Origin of the sequence: Sedimentibacter sp. MB35-C1, from assembly GCF_030913635.1 — a bacterium.
Lineage (GTDB): Bacteria > Bacillota > Clostridia > Tissierellales > Sedimentibacteraceae > Sedimentibacter.
In genome coordinates this window covers 133,832-150,827 of sequence record NZ_CP133188.1, presented here as the reverse complement: position 1 = coordinate 150,827, position 16,996 = coordinate 133,832, and the positions used below count along the sequence as shown (strand labels likewise).

At 34.0% G+C, this 16,996-nt stretch carries 17 protein-coding genes; 13 read left to right on the top strand and 4 right to left on the bottom strand.

Annotated features, from left to right (window positions below; all coding sequences use genetic code 11):
- Positions 1-198: 198 nt before the first annotated feature.
- Positions 199-1,425, bottom strand: a complete 1,227-nt coding sequence (locus RBQ61_RS00745; protein WP_308138641.1) for a hypothetical protein — start codon at positions 1,423-1,425, stop codon at positions 199-201.
- A gap of 322 nt (positions 1,426-1,747) precedes the next feature.
- Between RBQ61_RS00745 and RBQ61_RS00740 the strand changes: the two genes are divergently transcribed.
- The 13 genes from RBQ61_RS00740 to RBQ61_RS00680 all read left to right on the top strand — a co-directional run bounded on the left by RBQ61_RS00740 (position 1,748) and on the right by RBQ61_RS00680 (position 13,380).
- Positions 1,748-1,978 carry a hypothetical protein gene (locus tag RBQ61_RS00740; RefSeq protein ID WP_308138640.1) on the top strand — a complete coding sequence of 77 codons (231 nt, stop codon included), beginning with the start codon at positions 1,748-1,750 and terminating at the stop codon, positions 1,976-1,978.
- 40 nt (positions 1,979-2,018) lie between these two features.
- Positions 2,019-2,645, top strand: coding sequence for a hypothetical protein (locus RBQ61_RS00735; protein ID WP_308138639.1), 627 nt, complete (start codon positions 2,019-2,021; stop codon positions 2,643-2,645).
- Positions 2,646-2,932: 287 nt separating this feature from the next.
- On the top strand, positions 2,933-3,295 hold the full coding sequence (locus RBQ61_RS00730; protein ID WP_308138638.1) for a BlaI/MecI/CopY family transcriptional regulator: 363 nt from the start codon (positions 2,933-2,935) through the stop codon (positions 3,293-3,295).
- A gap of 1 nt (position 3,296) precedes the next feature.
- Positions 3,297-5,021 carry a M56 family metallopeptidase gene (locus RBQ61_RS00725; protein ID WP_308138637.1) on the top strand — a complete coding sequence of 575 codons (1,725 nt, stop codon included), beginning with the start codon at positions 3,297-3,299 and terminating at the stop codon, positions 5,019-5,021.
- 125 nt (positions 5,022-5,146) lie between these two features.
- Positions 5,147-6,556: a PLP-dependent aminotransferase family protein gene (locus RBQ61_RS00720; RefSeq protein WP_308138636.1), complete on the top strand. Its 1,410-nt coding sequence runs from the start codon at positions 5,147-5,149 to the stop codon at positions 6,554-6,556.
- A 105-nt stretch (positions 6,557-6,661) separates the two neighbouring features.
- The gene (locus RBQ61_RS00715) at positions 6,662-7,135 is read left to right on the top strand and encodes a pyridoxamine 5'-phosphate oxidase family protein (protein WP_308138635.1); all 474 of its coding nucleotides are present in this window, start codon (positions 6,662-6,664) and stop codon (positions 7,133-7,135) included.
- 99 nt (positions 7,136-7,234) lie between these two features.
- Entirely contained in the window at positions 7,235-7,519 is a 285-nt protein-coding gene (locus tag RBQ61_RS00710; RefSeq protein WP_308138634.1) for a hypothetical protein, read from the top strand.
- Positions 7,520-7,603: 84 nt separating this feature from the next.
- The gene (locus RBQ61_RS00705) at positions 7,604-7,846 is read left to right on the top strand and encodes a hypothetical protein (RefSeq protein WP_308138633.1); all 243 of its coding nucleotides are present in this window, start codon (positions 7,604-7,606) and stop codon (positions 7,844-7,846) included.
- 654 nt (positions 7,847-8,500) lie between these two features.
- Positions 8,501-9,181 (top strand): VanZ family protein, encoded by a 681-nt coding sequence (locus tag RBQ61_RS00700; protein ID WP_308138632.1) that lies wholly within the window; start codon positions 8,501-8,503, stop codon positions 9,179-9,181.
- A 393-nt stretch (positions 9,182-9,574) separates the two neighbouring features.
- Positions 9,575-11,035, top strand: coding sequence for a hypothetical protein (locus RBQ61_RS00695; RefSeq protein WP_308138631.1), 1,461 nt, complete (start codon positions 9,575-9,577; stop codon positions 11,033-11,035).
- Between the two features lie 507 nt (positions 11,036-11,542).
- The gene (locus RBQ61_RS00690) at positions 11,543-12,103 is read left to right on the top strand and encodes an RNA polymerase sigma factor (protein WP_308138630.1); all 561 of its coding nucleotides are present in this window, start codon (positions 11,543-11,545) and stop codon (positions 12,101-12,103) included.
- Positions 12,093-12,806 carry a DUF4367 domain-containing protein gene (locus RBQ61_RS00685; protein WP_308138629.1) on the top strand — a complete coding sequence of 238 codons (714 nt, stop codon included), beginning with the start codon at positions 12,093-12,095 and terminating at the stop codon, positions 12,804-12,806. Before RBQ61_RS00690 ends, RBQ61_RS00685 begins: the two co-directional genes overlap by 11 nt.
- Before the next feature lie 199 nt (positions 12,807-13,005).
- Positions 13,006-13,380, top strand: a complete 375-nt coding sequence (locus RBQ61_RS00680; protein ID WP_308138628.1) for a hypothetical protein — start codon at positions 13,006-13,008, stop codon at positions 13,378-13,380.
- Between the two features lie 120 nt (positions 13,381-13,500).
- On the opposite strand, the gene RBQ61_RS00675 is transcribed toward RBQ61_RS00680, so the two are convergent.
- The 3 genes from RBQ61_RS00675 to RBQ61_RS00665 are packed head-to-tail and all read right to left on the bottom strand — an operon-like array spanning position 13,501 to position 16,480.
- A complete protein-coding gene (locus RBQ61_RS00675; RefSeq protein WP_308138627.1) occupies positions 13,501-14,508 on the bottom strand; it encodes an ABC transporter permease in 1,008 nt (335 codons plus the stop codon).
- A 10-nt stretch (positions 14,509-14,518) separates the two neighbouring features.
- The gene (locus tag RBQ61_RS00670) at positions 14,519-15,625 is read right to left on the bottom strand and encodes an ABC transporter permease (RefSeq protein WP_308138626.1); all 1,107 of its coding nucleotides are present in this window, start codon (positions 15,623-15,625) and stop codon (positions 14,519-14,521) included.
- Positions 15,626-16,480 carry an ABC transporter ATP-binding protein gene (locus RBQ61_RS00665; protein WP_308138625.1) on the bottom strand — a complete coding sequence of 285 codons (855 nt, stop codon included), beginning with the start codon at positions 16,478-16,480 and terminating at the stop codon, positions 15,626-15,628. It lies immediately after the preceding gene.
- Positions 16,481-16,996: the final 516 nt, after the last annotated feature.

The window sequence follows — 16,996 nt, the reverse complement described above, 5'->3', positions numbered from 1 at the left end:
ATGGGTCCTTTTTGAGAAGGAAACGATGGATTAAAAATAATTACCAAAGCATTTACCTAAAATAAACACAAAATGCTTAGAAAATAACTTAAAGATGCAGAAACATCATAGGACATGTGATTTTAAAGTGCAAATTTGGGGCAATAATCGGCTTAAAGAGAGGGACTTTGCCCCTTTAAAGTTGCGGAAAATTGCAACTCAATCACAATAATATTTTTTAAAATAGCCAGGATTGATATATTTACCACATGGATAATATTCTCCCATAACTTCAGGTGGAACAATATTACCAGGTGGAATATTATTTGCTGAATAAGGAAAGTCTTGAGAGACTATCTTATTTCTATAAAAAAGTTGAAGGGGAATTAAAGGAAGATGGCTCGCATCGATCCAAGTAAATCCGTTTTCTGTTGTCAAACAAGATGGACGTGGTGCACCGAAACTGATTATTAGATTGACATAACCATTCTTATCAATAACTGTCTCAAAATCTGCAAGTGTATAAAGTCCCAATAAGCCTACTGGGGATATAAATGACATACTCCAGTATCTCATGTCTTCATTTCCTAAAATCCCAATGTTGTGATACGTATCTGGGAATGCAGGGGCTTTCCAACGAAGAAACAATAACCTACTTGGGTCTCTTTGAAGTTCATTAGAAAGTATATAGGCATCATTATAATCATATTGTATAAGTGCAGATGAGCGACCTAGGGTACTCCAAGATAGATCGCCATTTTCTTTACAATTCTTTTCATTAGAAGAAATATACCATTTATTATGTTCGAAATTATTTTTTTGTTTTAATGCAGGATTAAAATTGGCTTTACTTATTGGTTGAGTGGTTAGTGAGTATTTATTATTATTTGGTGTGTGATTATACATGATTATAGGAAAACCTACACCTCCCGTAATGTCATTATAACCAATACTTGGAGCATAAATACGGAGACCTATGGTTCCATGCGTATTTTGTAAGCCATTTTTTAACGTTCCTGCATAAGCTATGTTATTACCTGCTGCTGGAACAAAATGATCAAACCCTTCTGGTGGTGGAGTAAAACGGATTTTTAAAGTATAATTACGATTTTTGGCGTTCCAATTAGCACCAGGCAAAAAAGGATTCGTACTTCCTGGATCAGGAATTAAATCTCGGTCAGGTATTGTGGCGATAGTAAGGTCTGATTTACCTACTATACTATAGGATAAATATCTTGCATAGGGGAATTGTCCTTTGATTACAATCTCAACATTAGGATTCACTGTATACGGAAAAGTATTATAGCTAGCATTAAAATCTCCCAATAGAGTTAAGCTGTCGCTAGATTCATGAATCCATTTTTGCATACTTAATGGTAACGATGGGCTTGGAAAAATATTTTTTGGAGTGTTGTCGTAATGAGGACAGGTATATTTATTATACATATTGATAACTCCTTTCATTTAATATACATTAGTATATGTTTTGGTTTAAAGAAAGTGCTCAGTTTTAAAGAACCTTAACGATACTGTGCCAAGTGATGGATCGGCTATAATAAACGGGGTGGATATAATTATCATAGCTGCAAATTTTAACTGCTATTCCATCAGTAATTGCATTATCGATGGTATTAAGATATATAGATTTTTGGAAACTGGTAATGTGTAATTAGTCTATGAGCATTTGCAAAACGCTAATTAATATGGTATGATTTTCCAAGGTGTAATAATAAAAATTAGCTGAAAAATTGATTGAGGAGGTTCTAAGATGAGTAGCATTTTCTTGAGAATTAAAAATGTATTGAATTATAGGAAACCCTATTTTTGGTTGGTTATTATTGCAGTTGTTGTAGTTGTAATTGCAGCTGCATCATTTGGAACTGATTCATCAAATGGCTCTTTTGGCTCTGTTAGTTGGACCGATGAAAACAATAACCAAATCCAATATGTATTTACGCTTGGAGATCAGATTGTATTTGATGATGAAGTGTATAAGTAAAATGTGAAATAAATTATTTGAAAAATAGGAGTTATTTATAATGAAAAGGGAAAGATTTTTTTTACTAATACTAATTGTTACCATTGCAATGGCTTTAGTTGCTTGTTCAAACAAAGCAACTTTACCTAAACTCTTAACTAAAGAAGGAATTGTGCCATACGAATTATCAGAAAATGAGAAATATATATTACAATCTTTTGGGATGGAAGGTAATTCACAACTTATTTCTTTTCATGCACCAAAAGAGGCAATAACTTTAAAAGTAAATGTATGCAAACTTGAAAACGACAAAAACTGGAGCCGCATCGGTGGAGGAGCTATTTCAATAGGCACAGAGAGAGAACCTATTAAACAGTTAACTGGTACTTTCGCAATGCAGCTTAAAGAAAATTATGCGATTGATTTAAATATAAATGCTGGTGGAAGGGCTTCGTACAGAACAGATGAAATCATGCTTAGCGCAGAAACAATGTCATCTACTAAAGGCTTTTTACAGGAATTCAAGAAGATAGAAATCAATAAAGAAATTCCTGTCGCGCTTATGGTTTATGATAGCGGTACAAGTATGAGAAGCTATTCACTTCAAGACTATTTTAGTCCGTCTAAGTTTGGGGGAATGGATTTAGTGCAGGTAGTTACATTAACATTTAGTGATAAAGAATTGTAAAATTTTCATTATTAACATTATGTAGTTATTGCGATATACGCGTTTTATATAGGCAAATAGATAAATAGTTAGGAGATAGTAGCTTCCAATTTTAGACCATAAATAATTATTTAAAACTGAAAATGAAAACTTTAAATGCACTGAGATATAAAAATCTTGGTGTGTTTTTTATATAAACGAAACTTGGCAACAGTTAGCTTCTTTTTTTCTACCCAATTGTTGACATATATGTCTAATGATGTTAGACTATAAATGTCTAAAACTATTAGACAAAAGGAGGCATTTCTGTGGAAAAATATAAGCTTGGTGAAATGGAACAAAGATTTGCAAATATTATTTGGGATAAAGCTCCTATTAAAACTCGAGAATTGATAGAAATATGTACTGAAGAATTTGAATGGAAGAGAACGACAACATATACAATGCTAAAGCGGCTATGCGAGAGGGAGATTTTCAAAAATGATAACGGAACTGTTGTAGTATTGATAAAAAAGGAAGATTTTTTAGCAGAAAAAGGAGAAGATTTTTTAGAAAAATCCTTTGGCGGATCTTTGCCTAGGTTTTTAACAGCGTTTACTAGGAGAAAAAAATTAAGTAAAAAAGAGATTGATGAAATACAGCAATTGATTGATGAATATAGGGAGGGATAGGATGTTGGAAAAATTATTTTTACAAGTTATCAATATGAGTTATATTGGCAGTATCGTTATTATGTTCATATTATTTGCAAGAATACTTCTTAAAAAAGCTCCTAAAAAATATTCGTACATATTATGGACAGTTGCTCTATTTAGACTTATTGTACCAATTTCATTTGATAGTATTTTGAGCCTTATTCCTGTGAACCCAACACCTATATCTAATGACGTCATGTATAATCTAGAACCTTATATTAATACGGGAATGCACAATATTGATCAATCTATCAGTGGTTCGCTTCCAACAGCAGATGCAGTTGCTAGTGTAAATCCAATGCACGTTTGGATCTTTCTTGGATCGTTGATTTGGGTCTTGGGGATTGCTGTACTTTTAATATATGGAGCGGTGTCGCTTACAAAAATAAAAAAAAGATTAAAAAATGCAAGCTGTGAAATGAATAATATTTACTACTCAAACAAAGTAGAAACACCGTTTGTTTTAGGCTTAATTAAACCGAAGATATATCTGTCTGCTTCTTTGTCAGAAATAGAGAAGGAGTATATAGTGCTACATGAACAAACTCATATCAAGAGATTTGACCATGTTATTAGATTTATCAGCTATCTGGCTTTATGCATTCATTGGTTTAATCCTTTAGCTTGGATTGCGTTTTGGTTGAGCGGTAAAGACATGGAGATGTCTTGTGATGAATCCGTTATAAGCCAATTAGGTCACAACGTAAAAAAAGACTATTCGCAGTCATTGCTGAACTTATCTATAAAAAGAAGGAATTTTGGTATGACACCTCTTGCCTTTGGCGAAGGGGAGACCAAAGGACGAGTTAAAAATATAATAAATTTTAAACAACCAAAGTTTTATGTTGTTGTGATAGCAACAATTGTTCTTTTAGTTGCTGTAGTTGGATTACTGTCAAATCCTAAGAATGAAGAGCCTGATTTGTCGTTGTTGAATATTAATAATTTCTTGTCTGCAATGGCAACCTGCGACTATATTGCTGTAGAAACTGAAGATAATGATTCTTTAAGTGTTTCTCCTAATTCAAGCTTTCTCGAGATTTTTGAACAGGAAAAATGGAAAGAAAAAAGGATGAATCCTCCAATAGAAGGTACGGCAACACTTAGAATTATTTTGCATGATGGATATTATATCAACTTTTATTCTGATGAAACTTATGCAATGATTTATAATGAAGACACCCAAGAAAAATATAGATATTATGCAGTTTCTGAAAGTGTATATATTAATTTACAGAACTACGTTTTAGAAAATGGAAAAGTAATTGATGCCAAGGTTCCACCTACAACAGATTCGGAAGAAGTTGGGGAATTCACATATATTGGTTACATTTCTGGGTTCGAAGAATCTGATGGAAACCAAATTATATTTGATCCCATCGAATGGATAACTTTAGAGGATAATGATAGAATTCAGGAACTTAAAATAGAAGAATTTGATATGCCTAATGGATACTATATTTATAATCCAGAAGTTGAACAAATTGTATACGAAGTTGGTGAGAATGCAGAATACAGATTTATTGATTGGGGAAATGATTTCGCAAGCAGTGATGAAGACAGATTTCACTATAGCACAAAAGATAAGGAAGAGTTTATTAGATATCTAAATACTTATTCAAACAAAGCAGTTAATGTGCCGTTTTGGATTAAAATGCAGGACAGTGTTGTGGTGATAATTGAAGAGCAGTATGTGCCTTAAATTTTGAATCTAAGTAACGTGGAGCATGAATTTAAAATTTGCTTCCATTATGTAATAATAGTTGTAAAATTAGTTCCATTAGTTTTTTCAGTATTGTAAACTTCAGTATATGGGAGAAAGTGAAAATGCTACATATCGATCATAAAAGCCAACAACCAATTTATCAGCAGATTTATGAACAAATAAAACATGATATTCTGGCGGGAAAACTACCTATCGGTACGAAAATAACGTCTACGAGAGCATTGGCAAGAGAATTGCAAATTGGACGAAACACAGTAGAAAATGCCTATGCTCAATTGGTATTGGAAGGCTATCTTACAAATGTAGCAAGCTCCGGTTATTTAGTGAATAACCTGCAATTTAACCTTAATCCAAAAGAAGCAAAAAAAACTAACACGAGCACAGAATTAGCTGTTTCTTCCAACCATAGAACAGAATCTATCAGGTATAATTTTCAATACGGAAATCTTGATGCTGCAAGCTTTCCTGATAAACTTTGGAGAAAATATTTGACTGATGTATTGGATGGCGCAGAAATGCAAGAGGTTCACAGCTGCGGCGATGTAAAAGGTGATATTAAATTGAGGACTCAACTGAAAGAATACTTGTATCATAGCCGCGGTGTCAATTGTCAACCGGAACAGATTGTAATGTGTAGTGGTACACAATCTGCCCTTGAAATCATAATAAAAATATTTCCTTATGCGAAAAAACAAATTGCTATGGAGGAACCCTGTTATAATGGTGCCAGCATTATTTTTCGCAGTAATGAATTTGACGTTTTACCTATACCTGTTTATGAGGATGGGATTGGAATAAACGAGCTTTCTTCGTCATCTGCAAGGATGGTTCATATTTCACCATCCCATCAGTTTCCAATGGGCGTTGTTATGCCAATACATAAGCGAATCAAATTATTGAACTGGGCACAAGAACATGACAATATCATCATTGAAGATGATTATGATAGTGAATTTCGCTACAATGGGCGGCCAATTCCCGCACTCCAATCAATTGATGAATATGAACGTGTAGTTTATATTGGAACATTTTCCAAAGCACTTTCTCCCGGGCTTCGCATGGCATATATTATATTGCCTTCATGGATGCTTTCTAAATATCGAGAAAGGTTTATTGGGTATCAATGCACTGTTCCAATGATAGACCAGAAAATTATAGCTCGTTTTATGGAAGATGGACATTGGGAAAAACATATGCGGAGAATCTGTCTATCTCAAAAGAAGAAACATGATATTCTTATTCATGCAATCAAAGACAGTATTGGAAATAAGGTACGAATTCATGGGTATCAAGCGGGATTGCATATTCTTCTGGAATTTTTGGATGGGCAGCAGGAAGAGGAGCTTGTTCAAAAAGCGCTTGACCATAAAATAAAGGTATGCCCTGTATCTCCTTTTTGGCTGAATAAAAAGAATTATAGGAACAATGCTCTTATATTAGGATATGGCATGATTTCAGAGGATGATATTCCAAGGGCAGTGGAGATTTTATCGCAGGCTTGGTTTGGTTAGATTATCTGTATCCTATAAATTTATTTAAACCGGCTCTTATAGCAGAGCCGGTTTTGTAGTATAGTGAAATGAAAACTAAAGGTATAAATAGGAGGATGTACTATTATGCAACATCGAATGAAAACGCACCGCCTTACTGAGCAACAAATGAATCAACTGCTTGAACAAGTACAAATTGGAAGTTTTGCGACACTTAACTCTGATGGCACACCATATATTACTCCAATGCATTTTGTTTATTATAATAATGCAATTTTTTTACATGGATTGCCTAAAGGTAAAAAGCTTGACAATATACACAATGATCCAAGAGTGGGATTCTGTGTTTATGAAATGGACAAACTGCTGTTGGACCCAAATGGAAATCCATGTGACACAAATACAAAATATGAAAGTGTCATTATTTCTGGTACTCCTAAACTTGTTGATAATATTGATGAAAAAAGAAGTATACTGAAAAAAATTGTGGAAAAATACACACCTCATTTAGCAAATAAGGAACTACCAATTAACATGGTTAAAGGTACGGCGGTAATACAAATTGATATAACTGAAATGACCGGAAAATACTATTCGTAACAAACCATATACCACAGTTGATGCGATCCAGGCTACTATCTTTATGCAGGGATTGACTGGACTATTCCTGGAGCATGACAGTAAAAAACACTTGCTGAGTTGAAAGCAAAGATTGACCTTGGAATACCTGTACTCCTGCATTGTACAGGAACAGGTGAAGGTGTGGAGCACTGGGTTGTAGTATATGGCTATAAGGAAGCAGGAACTGCAAAGTCTGATTTTTTAGTAATTGATTCTGCAAACACAACACAAGGTACTACTACACCAAACTACGGAAGATATGACACGCTAACAGGTGCTATGTCTTGGAGTTATGTTACAGGTGATGGGGGCGTGAATGACTTCACTCTTAAAGAGGCATATTATGTAACAGCTAATAATTAAATTTAAAAAAGAGGAGAGATCTTCTCTTTTTTATTTATAACCAGTATGAGCGTAAACTATTGTTGAAAGTCCAAGGTATATTGTATGATATTGCCATATTTTAAGGAAATAGACGGAAATCTTTGTGTAAGAAACATAGAAGATATACATAAAGAATATACAAGAACCTATAAAATGGAAACCTTGGAGGTGTTAAATGTAAGTGACACAGGAGCAAAACTGCAAATAAAGTATTTAGATTGGAGCAATCAGGAAAAGGTATTGCAGTTTAACATGTACCCAGACACTGACGTATACTGGAGATGGTTACCTGATACCATACTTTAAATAAATTAAGGTGACCTCATTATTTCAAAATCGTTGAAATCTAATAACATATAGTATAAATAAAAGTAACGATAAAATATATTTGCAATTTGAAAACATGGAGACTGAATCGAAAATTGAAGAAAATACAGTTTATGATTTATAACTTGGACTGGGCAAGTTTTCAGCTACAGTAAGCTAAATGATTAATTTAAGGGGGGCTTGCATGCACAAAATAACTTAAAAATTCTTCTCTTTTACATAATTGTTTCTGCAATTATCACCCACTTATCTATTGCTTTCTGGGGTTGATTAAGTAAATTTATTTCGCATGTATCTAGAATGCTTTCCTGACCAAAAAGATGTTTCTTTCAAGAATTAAACTTATCTATAAATGAAACAATATTTTTTTGTGTCAATAAAAACTTTTGTTAATGCGTCTCCTACTCACGAAATTGCTTTGGAGTGTAACAGAAAAACAAATGTTAAACTTAAGATTTTATAAATAATATTGTTGCAAATTAAAAAAATAAATGGTCTATATATATGAAAGGTAAATAATAACAAATTTATTCAACATAGCATTTGAGATATAAATAAATTATGTCAGGAGGTGAGCATCTGGTAAACATATTCAATGTGGCAAGAAAATTCACATCTGGAGGTAAAAACTTCATGAATAAAAAAAGTTTTTTAAAAAAGCTTATAGGAATAGTTAGTTATATAATTGGAATTGTATTAGTTATATATCTGCTTATTATTATTCAAGGTGGTAGATTTATATTTTCAATGTTTGGGATTATAATAACCTTTTTATTGTTTTCTGCGCTAATGGCTATTTTCGCCTATACAACAATAGATTCTAATAAAAGCAATAAAAAGAAAACAATAAAATTTATCGTTTGTCATTTGTTTGCATTTTATATTTTTGTTTTATATTCAGTATTGTTTCAGAATAGTCTTAGAATAGATTTTGCAAAAAATGCATCGACAATTGATTTTGTGACATATTGCAGATATAATACAAATTTAATTCCTTTAATGAATATTTTTCATTCTGCTCAAATTAATGCTGGAGTTGTTATAAAAAATATTATAGGAAACGTATTAGCTTTTATCCCTATGAGTATCTTTACTTTACACTTATTTTCTGCACAAAACAAAAAAAAATTATTTATTTTTGTAAATATTTTAATTATATTCTGCGTTGAATTTTTACAATTAATTACTCGCAGAGGCGTATTCGATATAGATGACATAATTTTTAATCTAATAGGAGTACTCTTAGGGTATGTTACCTACAAATATATAAATATTTATGTAAAAGCAAAGCAAAAAATGAATGTAATGACTTAATTGATTATCATTACTGTAATTACTATGTATGTACTTGCGTCAATAGAGTAGACACAGGTGCAATCAACATCTGCTGTATACGGAAAGGTGTCAGCGACATATACTGCATGGACCTCAGATAATGTGACAATGTCATTTAATTAATATGTACTTGCAAAGTAAGGGGCGGGATAGCTTATCCGGCCCCACTGTTAGTTTATATAATATAACTAGCTATGTAATTTTGGAAATAATTTTATAAATAGTGAACAATATTTGTTGGAATAAATGTACGCTATAATTAATATTATTTGTTTAGCTGACGTGGTTCTAATATAACTTTATATTATGCGGAACTTTTTATACAAATATATCGTCGTATAAACAAATAGTATTGAATACAGGGGGGAAAAGATGAAAAATAGATTTATATATAATTTTATAGCTGTAATAGCAGTAGTATTATTTCTTTCAAGTGAAAATGCATTTGCTGCCGACAAAAATGCAAACGTTAGCCTGCCGTCCTTCAAGGTTACATTAAATGGAAGTGAAATAAACAATTCATATAGCCAATATCCGTTGATTGTTTATAAGGATATCACTTATTTTCCTATGACATTTGGAGGGTGCAGATACCTTGGTTTGGAAACAAAGTGGGATCAGGAAGCAGGACTTGAAATTAATAAAACAAATATCAGCTATCCTTTTGAGGAATATAAGACAAATCAGAAAAATTCAACTGAATACACTGCTTTAATCCCAGAATTTAATATTAAGATTAATGGAAAAACAGTTGATAAAAGCAATGCTGAATATCCACTGTTGTCCTTTAGGGATATAACGTATTTTCCGCTTACGTGGGAATACGGTGTGAATGAGTTCGGATGGGATTACCATTTTGACAATAATAATGGACTTGTGATTAAATCCCAGAATGCATCTCCAGAGATGTTGGAGCTTGTTGACCATTTACACGAAGAGGATAGGTGTGGTGGTTTTATTGTACAGGGCGATTATATATATTACACCGGTAATAATGGCACTATATATCGAGCACCTTTGAATGATTTGAAGAATAACAGGAAAATATATCAGTTGCCAAAAGATACTTATTTTGGTGAGGATGAAGATATATATGTGAAGCCATATTTTAATCATCGTGATGGAAAAGTAATTTTTTCATACAGTGCAAGCGGAACAAAGGGAATGACGTATGAAATTGCAATAAAGGCGGACGGAACGACAATGGAGCCCGTAGCTATAGGACCTTTCATTGCACCTGAAGTATCTGAAGAAGGATTTCTGATGTATAAATCAAAATCTAGTTATGAAACGGACAATTACCTGTATATGATAACATCAAACATAAACGTAGATAATGATCCGCACAAAATTTACAAGCTGAATAAAGAAACAGGTAAAATAACATTGGTTAACAAAAAACCTGCAGAAGCGTTTAAATATCGTAATGAAAGATTGTATTTTGTCAGTGATGACAGTATGCTTTATTCACTGTTCTTAGATGATGAAACAATAAGATTGGAAAGCAGCGGACCTGTATATCGAGAAAATTACGAAGTGCTTGGAAATGATATTTATTATATTAACGACAAGGACCAAAAAGTATACAAGGAGGGAGATACAAATTCTCTTAACTTGGGCGAAACAGGTGAAACAATAAAAATGACAGGTGACTATATTGTCTTAAATTTCAATACAACATTGGACAAAAGTTACAGGAGCATAGTATACGACAAAAACGGAAATGTGGCTTTTATTCTTCCAAGAATAATGAGCGAAGTATCTGCTGATTCAAATATAATGACATATTTTGATGAATTTGATAAGAAAGTTTTTTTAGTCGAAATGAGATAAGGCTGCTTTAATTGTAAAAAGAAGAACACATACAGTAATTTTAAAACAGAGTTTGCTTAAAGCTTCTAAACTATATAGTTTAGAGGCTTTTATAAAGAAAAGGCGTCTTAATATACTTGATTTTAATTGGACGTTGGAATGTTTTTGTACGGGTTTGTTTTATGAAAATTGGATAATAACAAAGAATTATGCAGTATGAAGAATTAAGTGGGGGTGTAAATCCTACCAATGCTATAAAACTACTAAGACTAAAAATTTCAGCGCTGAGATTTTTATTGTTGGCAGTTTATAATTAAATAATATATCGAAAAATGGAAAATTTTATGATATATTATTTGTAACAGTATAATATGGACTAGATTTTTTTATTTACATGTTGGATTCTATAATATGGATATTTTAAGATCACTGAAAAACTAAATACATTTTGGAAAACAAGAAGTAAAAAACATGTATAGAGTAAAATAAAGCACCAGGAAAATATAGAAGATAAATGGGGGGATAATTGTGGTTATTGCAATTATAATGGCTATTAAGGATGAAAATGAAAGAAATTTTATTGAGGAATTGTATATAAAACATAATAAGTATATGTGGAAATATGCAATGTACTTGACAAAGAATAAAGATGAGGCAGATGAACTGCTCCAAATTTCTTTTGAAAAGATAATAAAATGTATTGATGCTGTCAAAAAAATAAATTGTTGCAAAATGGATTCTTATATGGTCTCTATAGTTAGAAACTCTTATAATACAATGATGCTTAAAAAGTATAAAGAAAAAGAAAGTCTAGAATACATAGATAGTGATGAATTATCTGACTTAGATGCATATGATGATTACGAAAGTGTGTTAGAAAGAAGCAGCTCCTCCGATATTTTGGTGGCATTAGAAAATATGCCTGATAAATATAAGATGGTTCTGAAATTAAAGTATGTTTATGAATTTGACGACGACCAGATAGCTAAAACTATAGGAGTGCAAACAAACAGCGTTAGAATGTATAAAACAAGAGCGCTGAGGATGTTGGCGGATAGGCTGAAAGGAAGTGAATATAGTGAAAAGTAACTTTAATGATGAATACGGAGAAATTTTACTCAGAAAAGCTGCAATACTTTTGTCTGAAGAAGATAAAAAGATTTATGATAAATTACGAGATGATGAAACTATGGCTAACCCGGATCAGGAAGAGCTGGATAAAAAAATATTGGGAATGATAAAAGAATGTGAAAAAAAAGAGAAAAGAAAACAAAAGCAGAAATTAATAAAAAAGCTTGCATTAAAAGCAGCAGTTTTAATTGCTGTAGTAGTGGTAGGATTTGCAGTAGCATTTAACACAGTAGAAGCATTTAAAATCAATGTATTAAATTTTATTATGGAGCAGAAGGAAAAGTTTTCTTTAATATCATTATCAGAAAACAATAATACGGATGTACCGGCGGAGTTAAATGAAAAATATTACCCTCATTATTTGCCAGAAGGCTATGAAATTAAAAGTACATTTATTAATGATAGTGGAGTTGAAATATCATATATAAATAAAAACAATGAAATAATTAATTACTGTTATTTTGATAAGGATGCAAAAACAGGAATCGATACGGAAAATAGAACGGAAACAAGTGTGTTTATTAACGGATTAAATGGAAGTATATTCAGTAAAAATGGTCATAGTACCTTGGTTTTTAAATTTGATGAATATATTTTCATAATAGAAGGCTATATAGAGCAAGAAGAAATTATTAAAATTGCGAAAAGTATAACAAACTAGTTTTATAGGAATTTTAAATATTGTTGCAAAATAAAAAAACGGATGGTCTATATATATGACGGATAAAATTGAAAGACATAATTGCTAATAATTCAGTGCGATGTGTTTTGTTTGGAGGTGATTCCTTTGGGGGTTAATTTTAGTTAAATATTCTATAAGTATTTAGTTTTAACAAGTTTTGACATAGGAGAGACACAAAATGAAGATATTAAAGAGTAAGTTGTTTAAATATTTAACCATTTGTACAATATTTATTGCTTTAATTGGAACATCGATTAAAATAGTTTTTCCGCAAGTGCTCGATTTCCATTTATTAAAAGGAACAAATGAAAATGGACAAACATATGGCTTAGAATCAGAAGATTCACCTGATCTTATAGCTGCACAAGGCATAGATGGTACATATGGTTATATTTTAAGTAACGATTTATATGGACCAGAATTTAGTACGCCAGAGGAAGCCGTTAATTGGCAAGAAAAGCATAACGGGAAACGAGTAATACCGTTATATGCAAGTGATGGTAAAACTGTAATTGGTGAATTCAAATTAGAAGCTTCAGGTGGTATTGAATAAACAATCAAAAACACTAAAAGAAGAAGGAGAATTAAATAAAAAATATTATTAAGGTTAGAATATGGTATGGCAAAAGGCGCGCCACAGATGATTTGTCTGAGTCGCACCTTTTGGGTATTGTCAGTGTTCCAGCCCCTTGCGTATGCGGGGAGCCGTATAGGCGAATACCAGAGCTGTAATTGCTAGTACGATACCGCTGGTCAGCAGAAGATTAATCCATGTCATACTACCGTTTAGGATGGCGATGTTGCCCTTGTATATCCAGTAGAAGGGAGACCAATACAGCACCCACTGCCATTTAGTCGCTAGAAATTCGTATCCGGCGACCGACGCCGCTAACGGGAGCATAATCATCTTGGTAGATGCCATTGCCGTCATAACATCATCGCTGGTTAGCCCTTCCAGGAAGCCAATCATAATGCTTATCAGCGAAGAGACTAACACAAAGATTAACAGCTGGATAAAGTTAATATTACCCGTTACTCCCATAATCAGTAACATGGCTATACAGCCTGCCAGCGCTAATAAGATACCGAGCAGGCTTTTACTGAATATCCATACCATACGCGAAACAGGTGTTACGTTGATTGCGCTGACGGTATTGTCCATCTTCTCGTCCACGATATTCAATGAAATTAGCATGCCTGCCAGTACAGTCATTAGAAGAATTCCAATGTTTGCCCACAGCATCTTGACAGGCGGTGTCTTTACACCAAACTCTTTTATCGTCGCAGTGGAATCTTCTGGCTGGCGGTCGTATTCGAAGAAGGTCTTGAGTACCTTGGCATATTCCACCACCTCATTTGGCTCGTTGCCCTGTACCAGAATATAGGAGTCACTTCCTTCACCGACGATGCCAATAAGATTATCCCTTTTCATGATCCGTGTCTTAAGCGCTTCGTAGTCCTCATACTGTTGAACATTGGCATATTCTTTGAGATATGAAACCATTTCCGGGTTTTCCCCTTTGAGGAAGGCAAGATTAACGGTGGTATCTTCGATTCCGGGTGCGAATAGATTTACCGCAATGGCCATAATAATGGGGATAGCAATCATCATAAGGGACATAAAATCCCGTATACTCATATTAATGTCCCTTCCAAATATAGCAAATATCTTTTTTAACATACTGTACCTCCTATACCAATAGTGTCCGCTTAAAGCGGGCATTCGACCATGCGAACAGAAGGACGGCTGCCGCAAGATATCCCAGTGCAATCAGCAGGACAAATCCCATATCGCCATTAATAAAAATTTCTTTGAAACCGGATACGATATAGTAGCTGGGGATGAACTTCAGCCACAAGGGGTCCCAGCTTGGCGAGAAGTATGCAAGGACCGGAATGCCCATTGCGATCATAATCAGGTACATGACCCCAAATGATTTGACCATGCTGTTATAGTATCCTGCTATCATAAGGCCCAGCCCGGAGGCAAACAGCCCCGTAGGTATCAGAAAAGCTAGCAGCATCAAGTAATTGATACGCATACCCATTAACGGTACGATTATTACAAGGGATGTCAGCAGCATAGTTGTTGTCAGAACCATGACCTTGCTCAGCAGGTACTTCCACACCGGGGACGGTGTGACGGCATAGGCTTTTATAACGCCTTCCTTTTTATCCAGAAAAATGTAAGCTGCAATGATAAAAAAGCCCATCAGAGCCCCGTTGAATGTTAGAAAAACGGGCAGCAGATTTTCTCTGTCGGTAAGTTGTGTGCCTGCATTGGATAGACTGCGTATCTCCTGATTTTCCACCGCATTGCTAAGCAGCTCGTCATCCTGTCCGTGGATGATCATCAGCAAACTTTTTAGCCTATCTGTTTCATTACCCTGCAGATAGTAGGTGTAATGCATTTCGTAGTTGCCTTCGTCCATGGTGACGGCGGCGCCAATCTCATGCTTATTTTCGGCCAGTAGTATCATGTCTTCCTCGGACTCCAAGAGATAGATCTTCTTATTCGCCGTTTCATAGAGCAGGGTGTTGATTTCATTTTTTTCAACTTTCAGTGTTACGACCTCCGGCTGTCCGTCCAAATCTTCGAATGCTTCAATGTATGATTTTTTAATAGATGCAGTCGGAAAGTCCAGATACAGATATTCATTTTCTTTGCTGTTAAATTGTTCCGGCACTACAAACAACAGTAACAACAGCATGATAAATGCCATCGCTATCTCGATGTAGAAATAGAATCCCCGTAATGCGATAGTTAGTTCTTTGACGAAACTGGACCACAGCTTCATTTACATCAGCTCCCTTCCGGTCACTTTTATGAAAATTTCTTCAAGTGTTGCCTCTTTGGTATGCATGGTACGTATATTCTCTTTTTCAATCAGCTCTATGAGCTTTTTTTTGTCCTTTTCATCGATGGTGGATAAGGTTTCACTTTGTAAACGGCTGTTTTCTCCATATTCCACTTTGACCAAGTCTTGACCGTACTTGAGCTTCAAATTTTTGGGACTATCGATAAGCTTGATCTCACCTTCGACAATAAAAGCTACGCGATCACACAGCTCATCGGCGATATACATGTTGTGAGTAGTTAGAAAAATAGTGACTCCCTTCTTATTCTCTTCTCTGATAATACCTTTAATAATCGAGGCAATGGCAGGATCCAATCCGGTGGTGGGTTCATCCAAAAACCACAGTTCAGGATTGTTAAGCATGGAACGGGCAAATGTGAGCCGATGCTTCATTCCCTTAGAAAATTCACTGGCTCGGATATCACCCTTGCTGTTCAGGCCTACCAACTCTAACAGTTTTTGGGGGTTTCTTGTAGGAACATCAAACAGTTTGGCATAAAATTTTAGATTCTCTAAAGCAGTCATTTTGCTGTATACATTGGATTGCTCGAAGGAAACGCCAATCTGATTGAACATTTCCTGTTTAATCTTTTCTATATCGTAACCGGCTACTGTAACATGGCCTTTCTGCAATTTCAAAAGCCCTGTGAGAATACCCTGGGTCGTTGATTTTCCAGCCCCAGACGGGCCAAGGAAACCAAAGACTTCGCCCTTGGGAATCTCGAAGCTTACATCTTTAACGGCATATGTTTCGTCATTGGAATAGGAATGATATAGGTGTTCTACTGTGATCATTTATTTTCCCTCCTTGAAATACTTAATTAACTATAAAAAGCATCTTTTAATATGTCTATATAATGTCTTAGGTCTGTTGTTGTGTGGCTGTGATTCAGTCTGTTTTCCTCGCCAAGAGAGCAGTTGTTCTTTCGTATACTTCTTAAGAGATTATGAAAAATATACAGTTAATTGTAGCCTATCCAAATGTATAAACAACTATACCAGAGCTGCTTGGTATAATAAATTAGGCAAACTATTTGTCTGTTGTAAAATTAAGGTATGATGTTGGCAGTATTTAAACTAATCTTTCTGCATTAAAACTGAGATATTTTAGATATAGAATATGGCTGCGTTGAGGGTTTGGAGTTTTCAATAAAACTAATGTCAGTGACATAAATGAAACGAGGGAGAAGAATTCTTGAGGATACATCGCCATATGAACTTACTGACATAGTTGAAAAAACAGAGAAAGACGGTATAATAATATTTAAAGGTGTAGTATGATTACGAAAATTATGAATAAGTCTATAAGGA

What these genes read in the sequence shown, in the direction of transcription:
- RBQ61_RS00665 (WP_308138625.1), bottom strand. Translation starts at nt 16,480, where the DNA reads ATGATCACAGTAGAACACCTATATCATTCCTATTCCAATGACGAAACA.
- RBQ61_RS00705 (WP_308138633.1), top strand. Translation starts at nt 7,604, where the DNA reads ATGATATTGCCATATTTTAAGGAAATAGACGGAAATCTTTGTGTAAGA.
- RBQ61_RS00745 (WP_308138641.1), bottom strand. Translation starts at nt 1,425, where the DNA reads ATGTATAATAAATATACCTGTCCTCATTACGACAACACTCCAAAAAAT.
- RBQ61_RS00695 (WP_308138631.1), top strand. Translation starts at nt 9,575, where the DNA reads ATGAAAAATAGATTTATATATAATTTTATAGCTGTAATAGCAGTAGTA.
- RBQ61_RS00715 (WP_308138635.1), top strand. Translation starts at nt 6,662, where the DNA reads ATGCAACATCGAATGAAAACGCACCGCCTTACTGAGCAACAAATGAAT.
- RBQ61_RS00700 (WP_308138632.1), top strand. Translation starts at nt 8,501, where the DNA reads ATGAATAAAAAAAGTTTTTTAAAAAAGCTTATAGGAATAGTTAGTTAT.
- RBQ61_RS00735 (WP_308138639.1), top strand. Translation starts at nt 2,019, where the DNA reads ATGAAAAGGGAAAGATTTTTTTTACTAATACTAATTGTTACCATTGCA.
- RBQ61_RS00670 (WP_308138626.1), bottom strand. Translation starts at nt 15,625, where the DNA reads ATGAAGCTGTGGTCCAGTTTCGTCAAAGAACTAACTATCGCATTACGG.
- RBQ61_RS00680 (WP_308138628.1), top strand. Translation starts at nt 13,006, where the DNA reads ATGAAGATATTAAAGAGTAAGTTGTTTAAATATTTAACCATTTGTACA.
- RBQ61_RS00675 (WP_308138627.1), bottom strand. Translation starts at nt 14,508, where the DNA reads ATGTTAAAAAAGATATTTGCTATATTTGGAAGGGACATTAATATGAGT.
- RBQ61_RS00725 (WP_308138637.1), top strand. Translation starts at nt 3,297, where the DNA reads ATGTTGGAAAAATTATTTTTACAAGTTATCAATATGAGTTATATTGGC.
- RBQ61_RS00740 (WP_308138640.1), top strand. Translation starts at nt 1,748, where the DNA reads ATGAGTAGCATTTTCTTGAGAATTAAAAATGTATTGAATTATAGGAAA.
- RBQ61_RS00720 (WP_308138636.1), top strand. Translation starts at nt 5,147, where the DNA reads ATGCTACATATCGATCATAAAAGCCAACAACCAATTTATCAGCAGATT.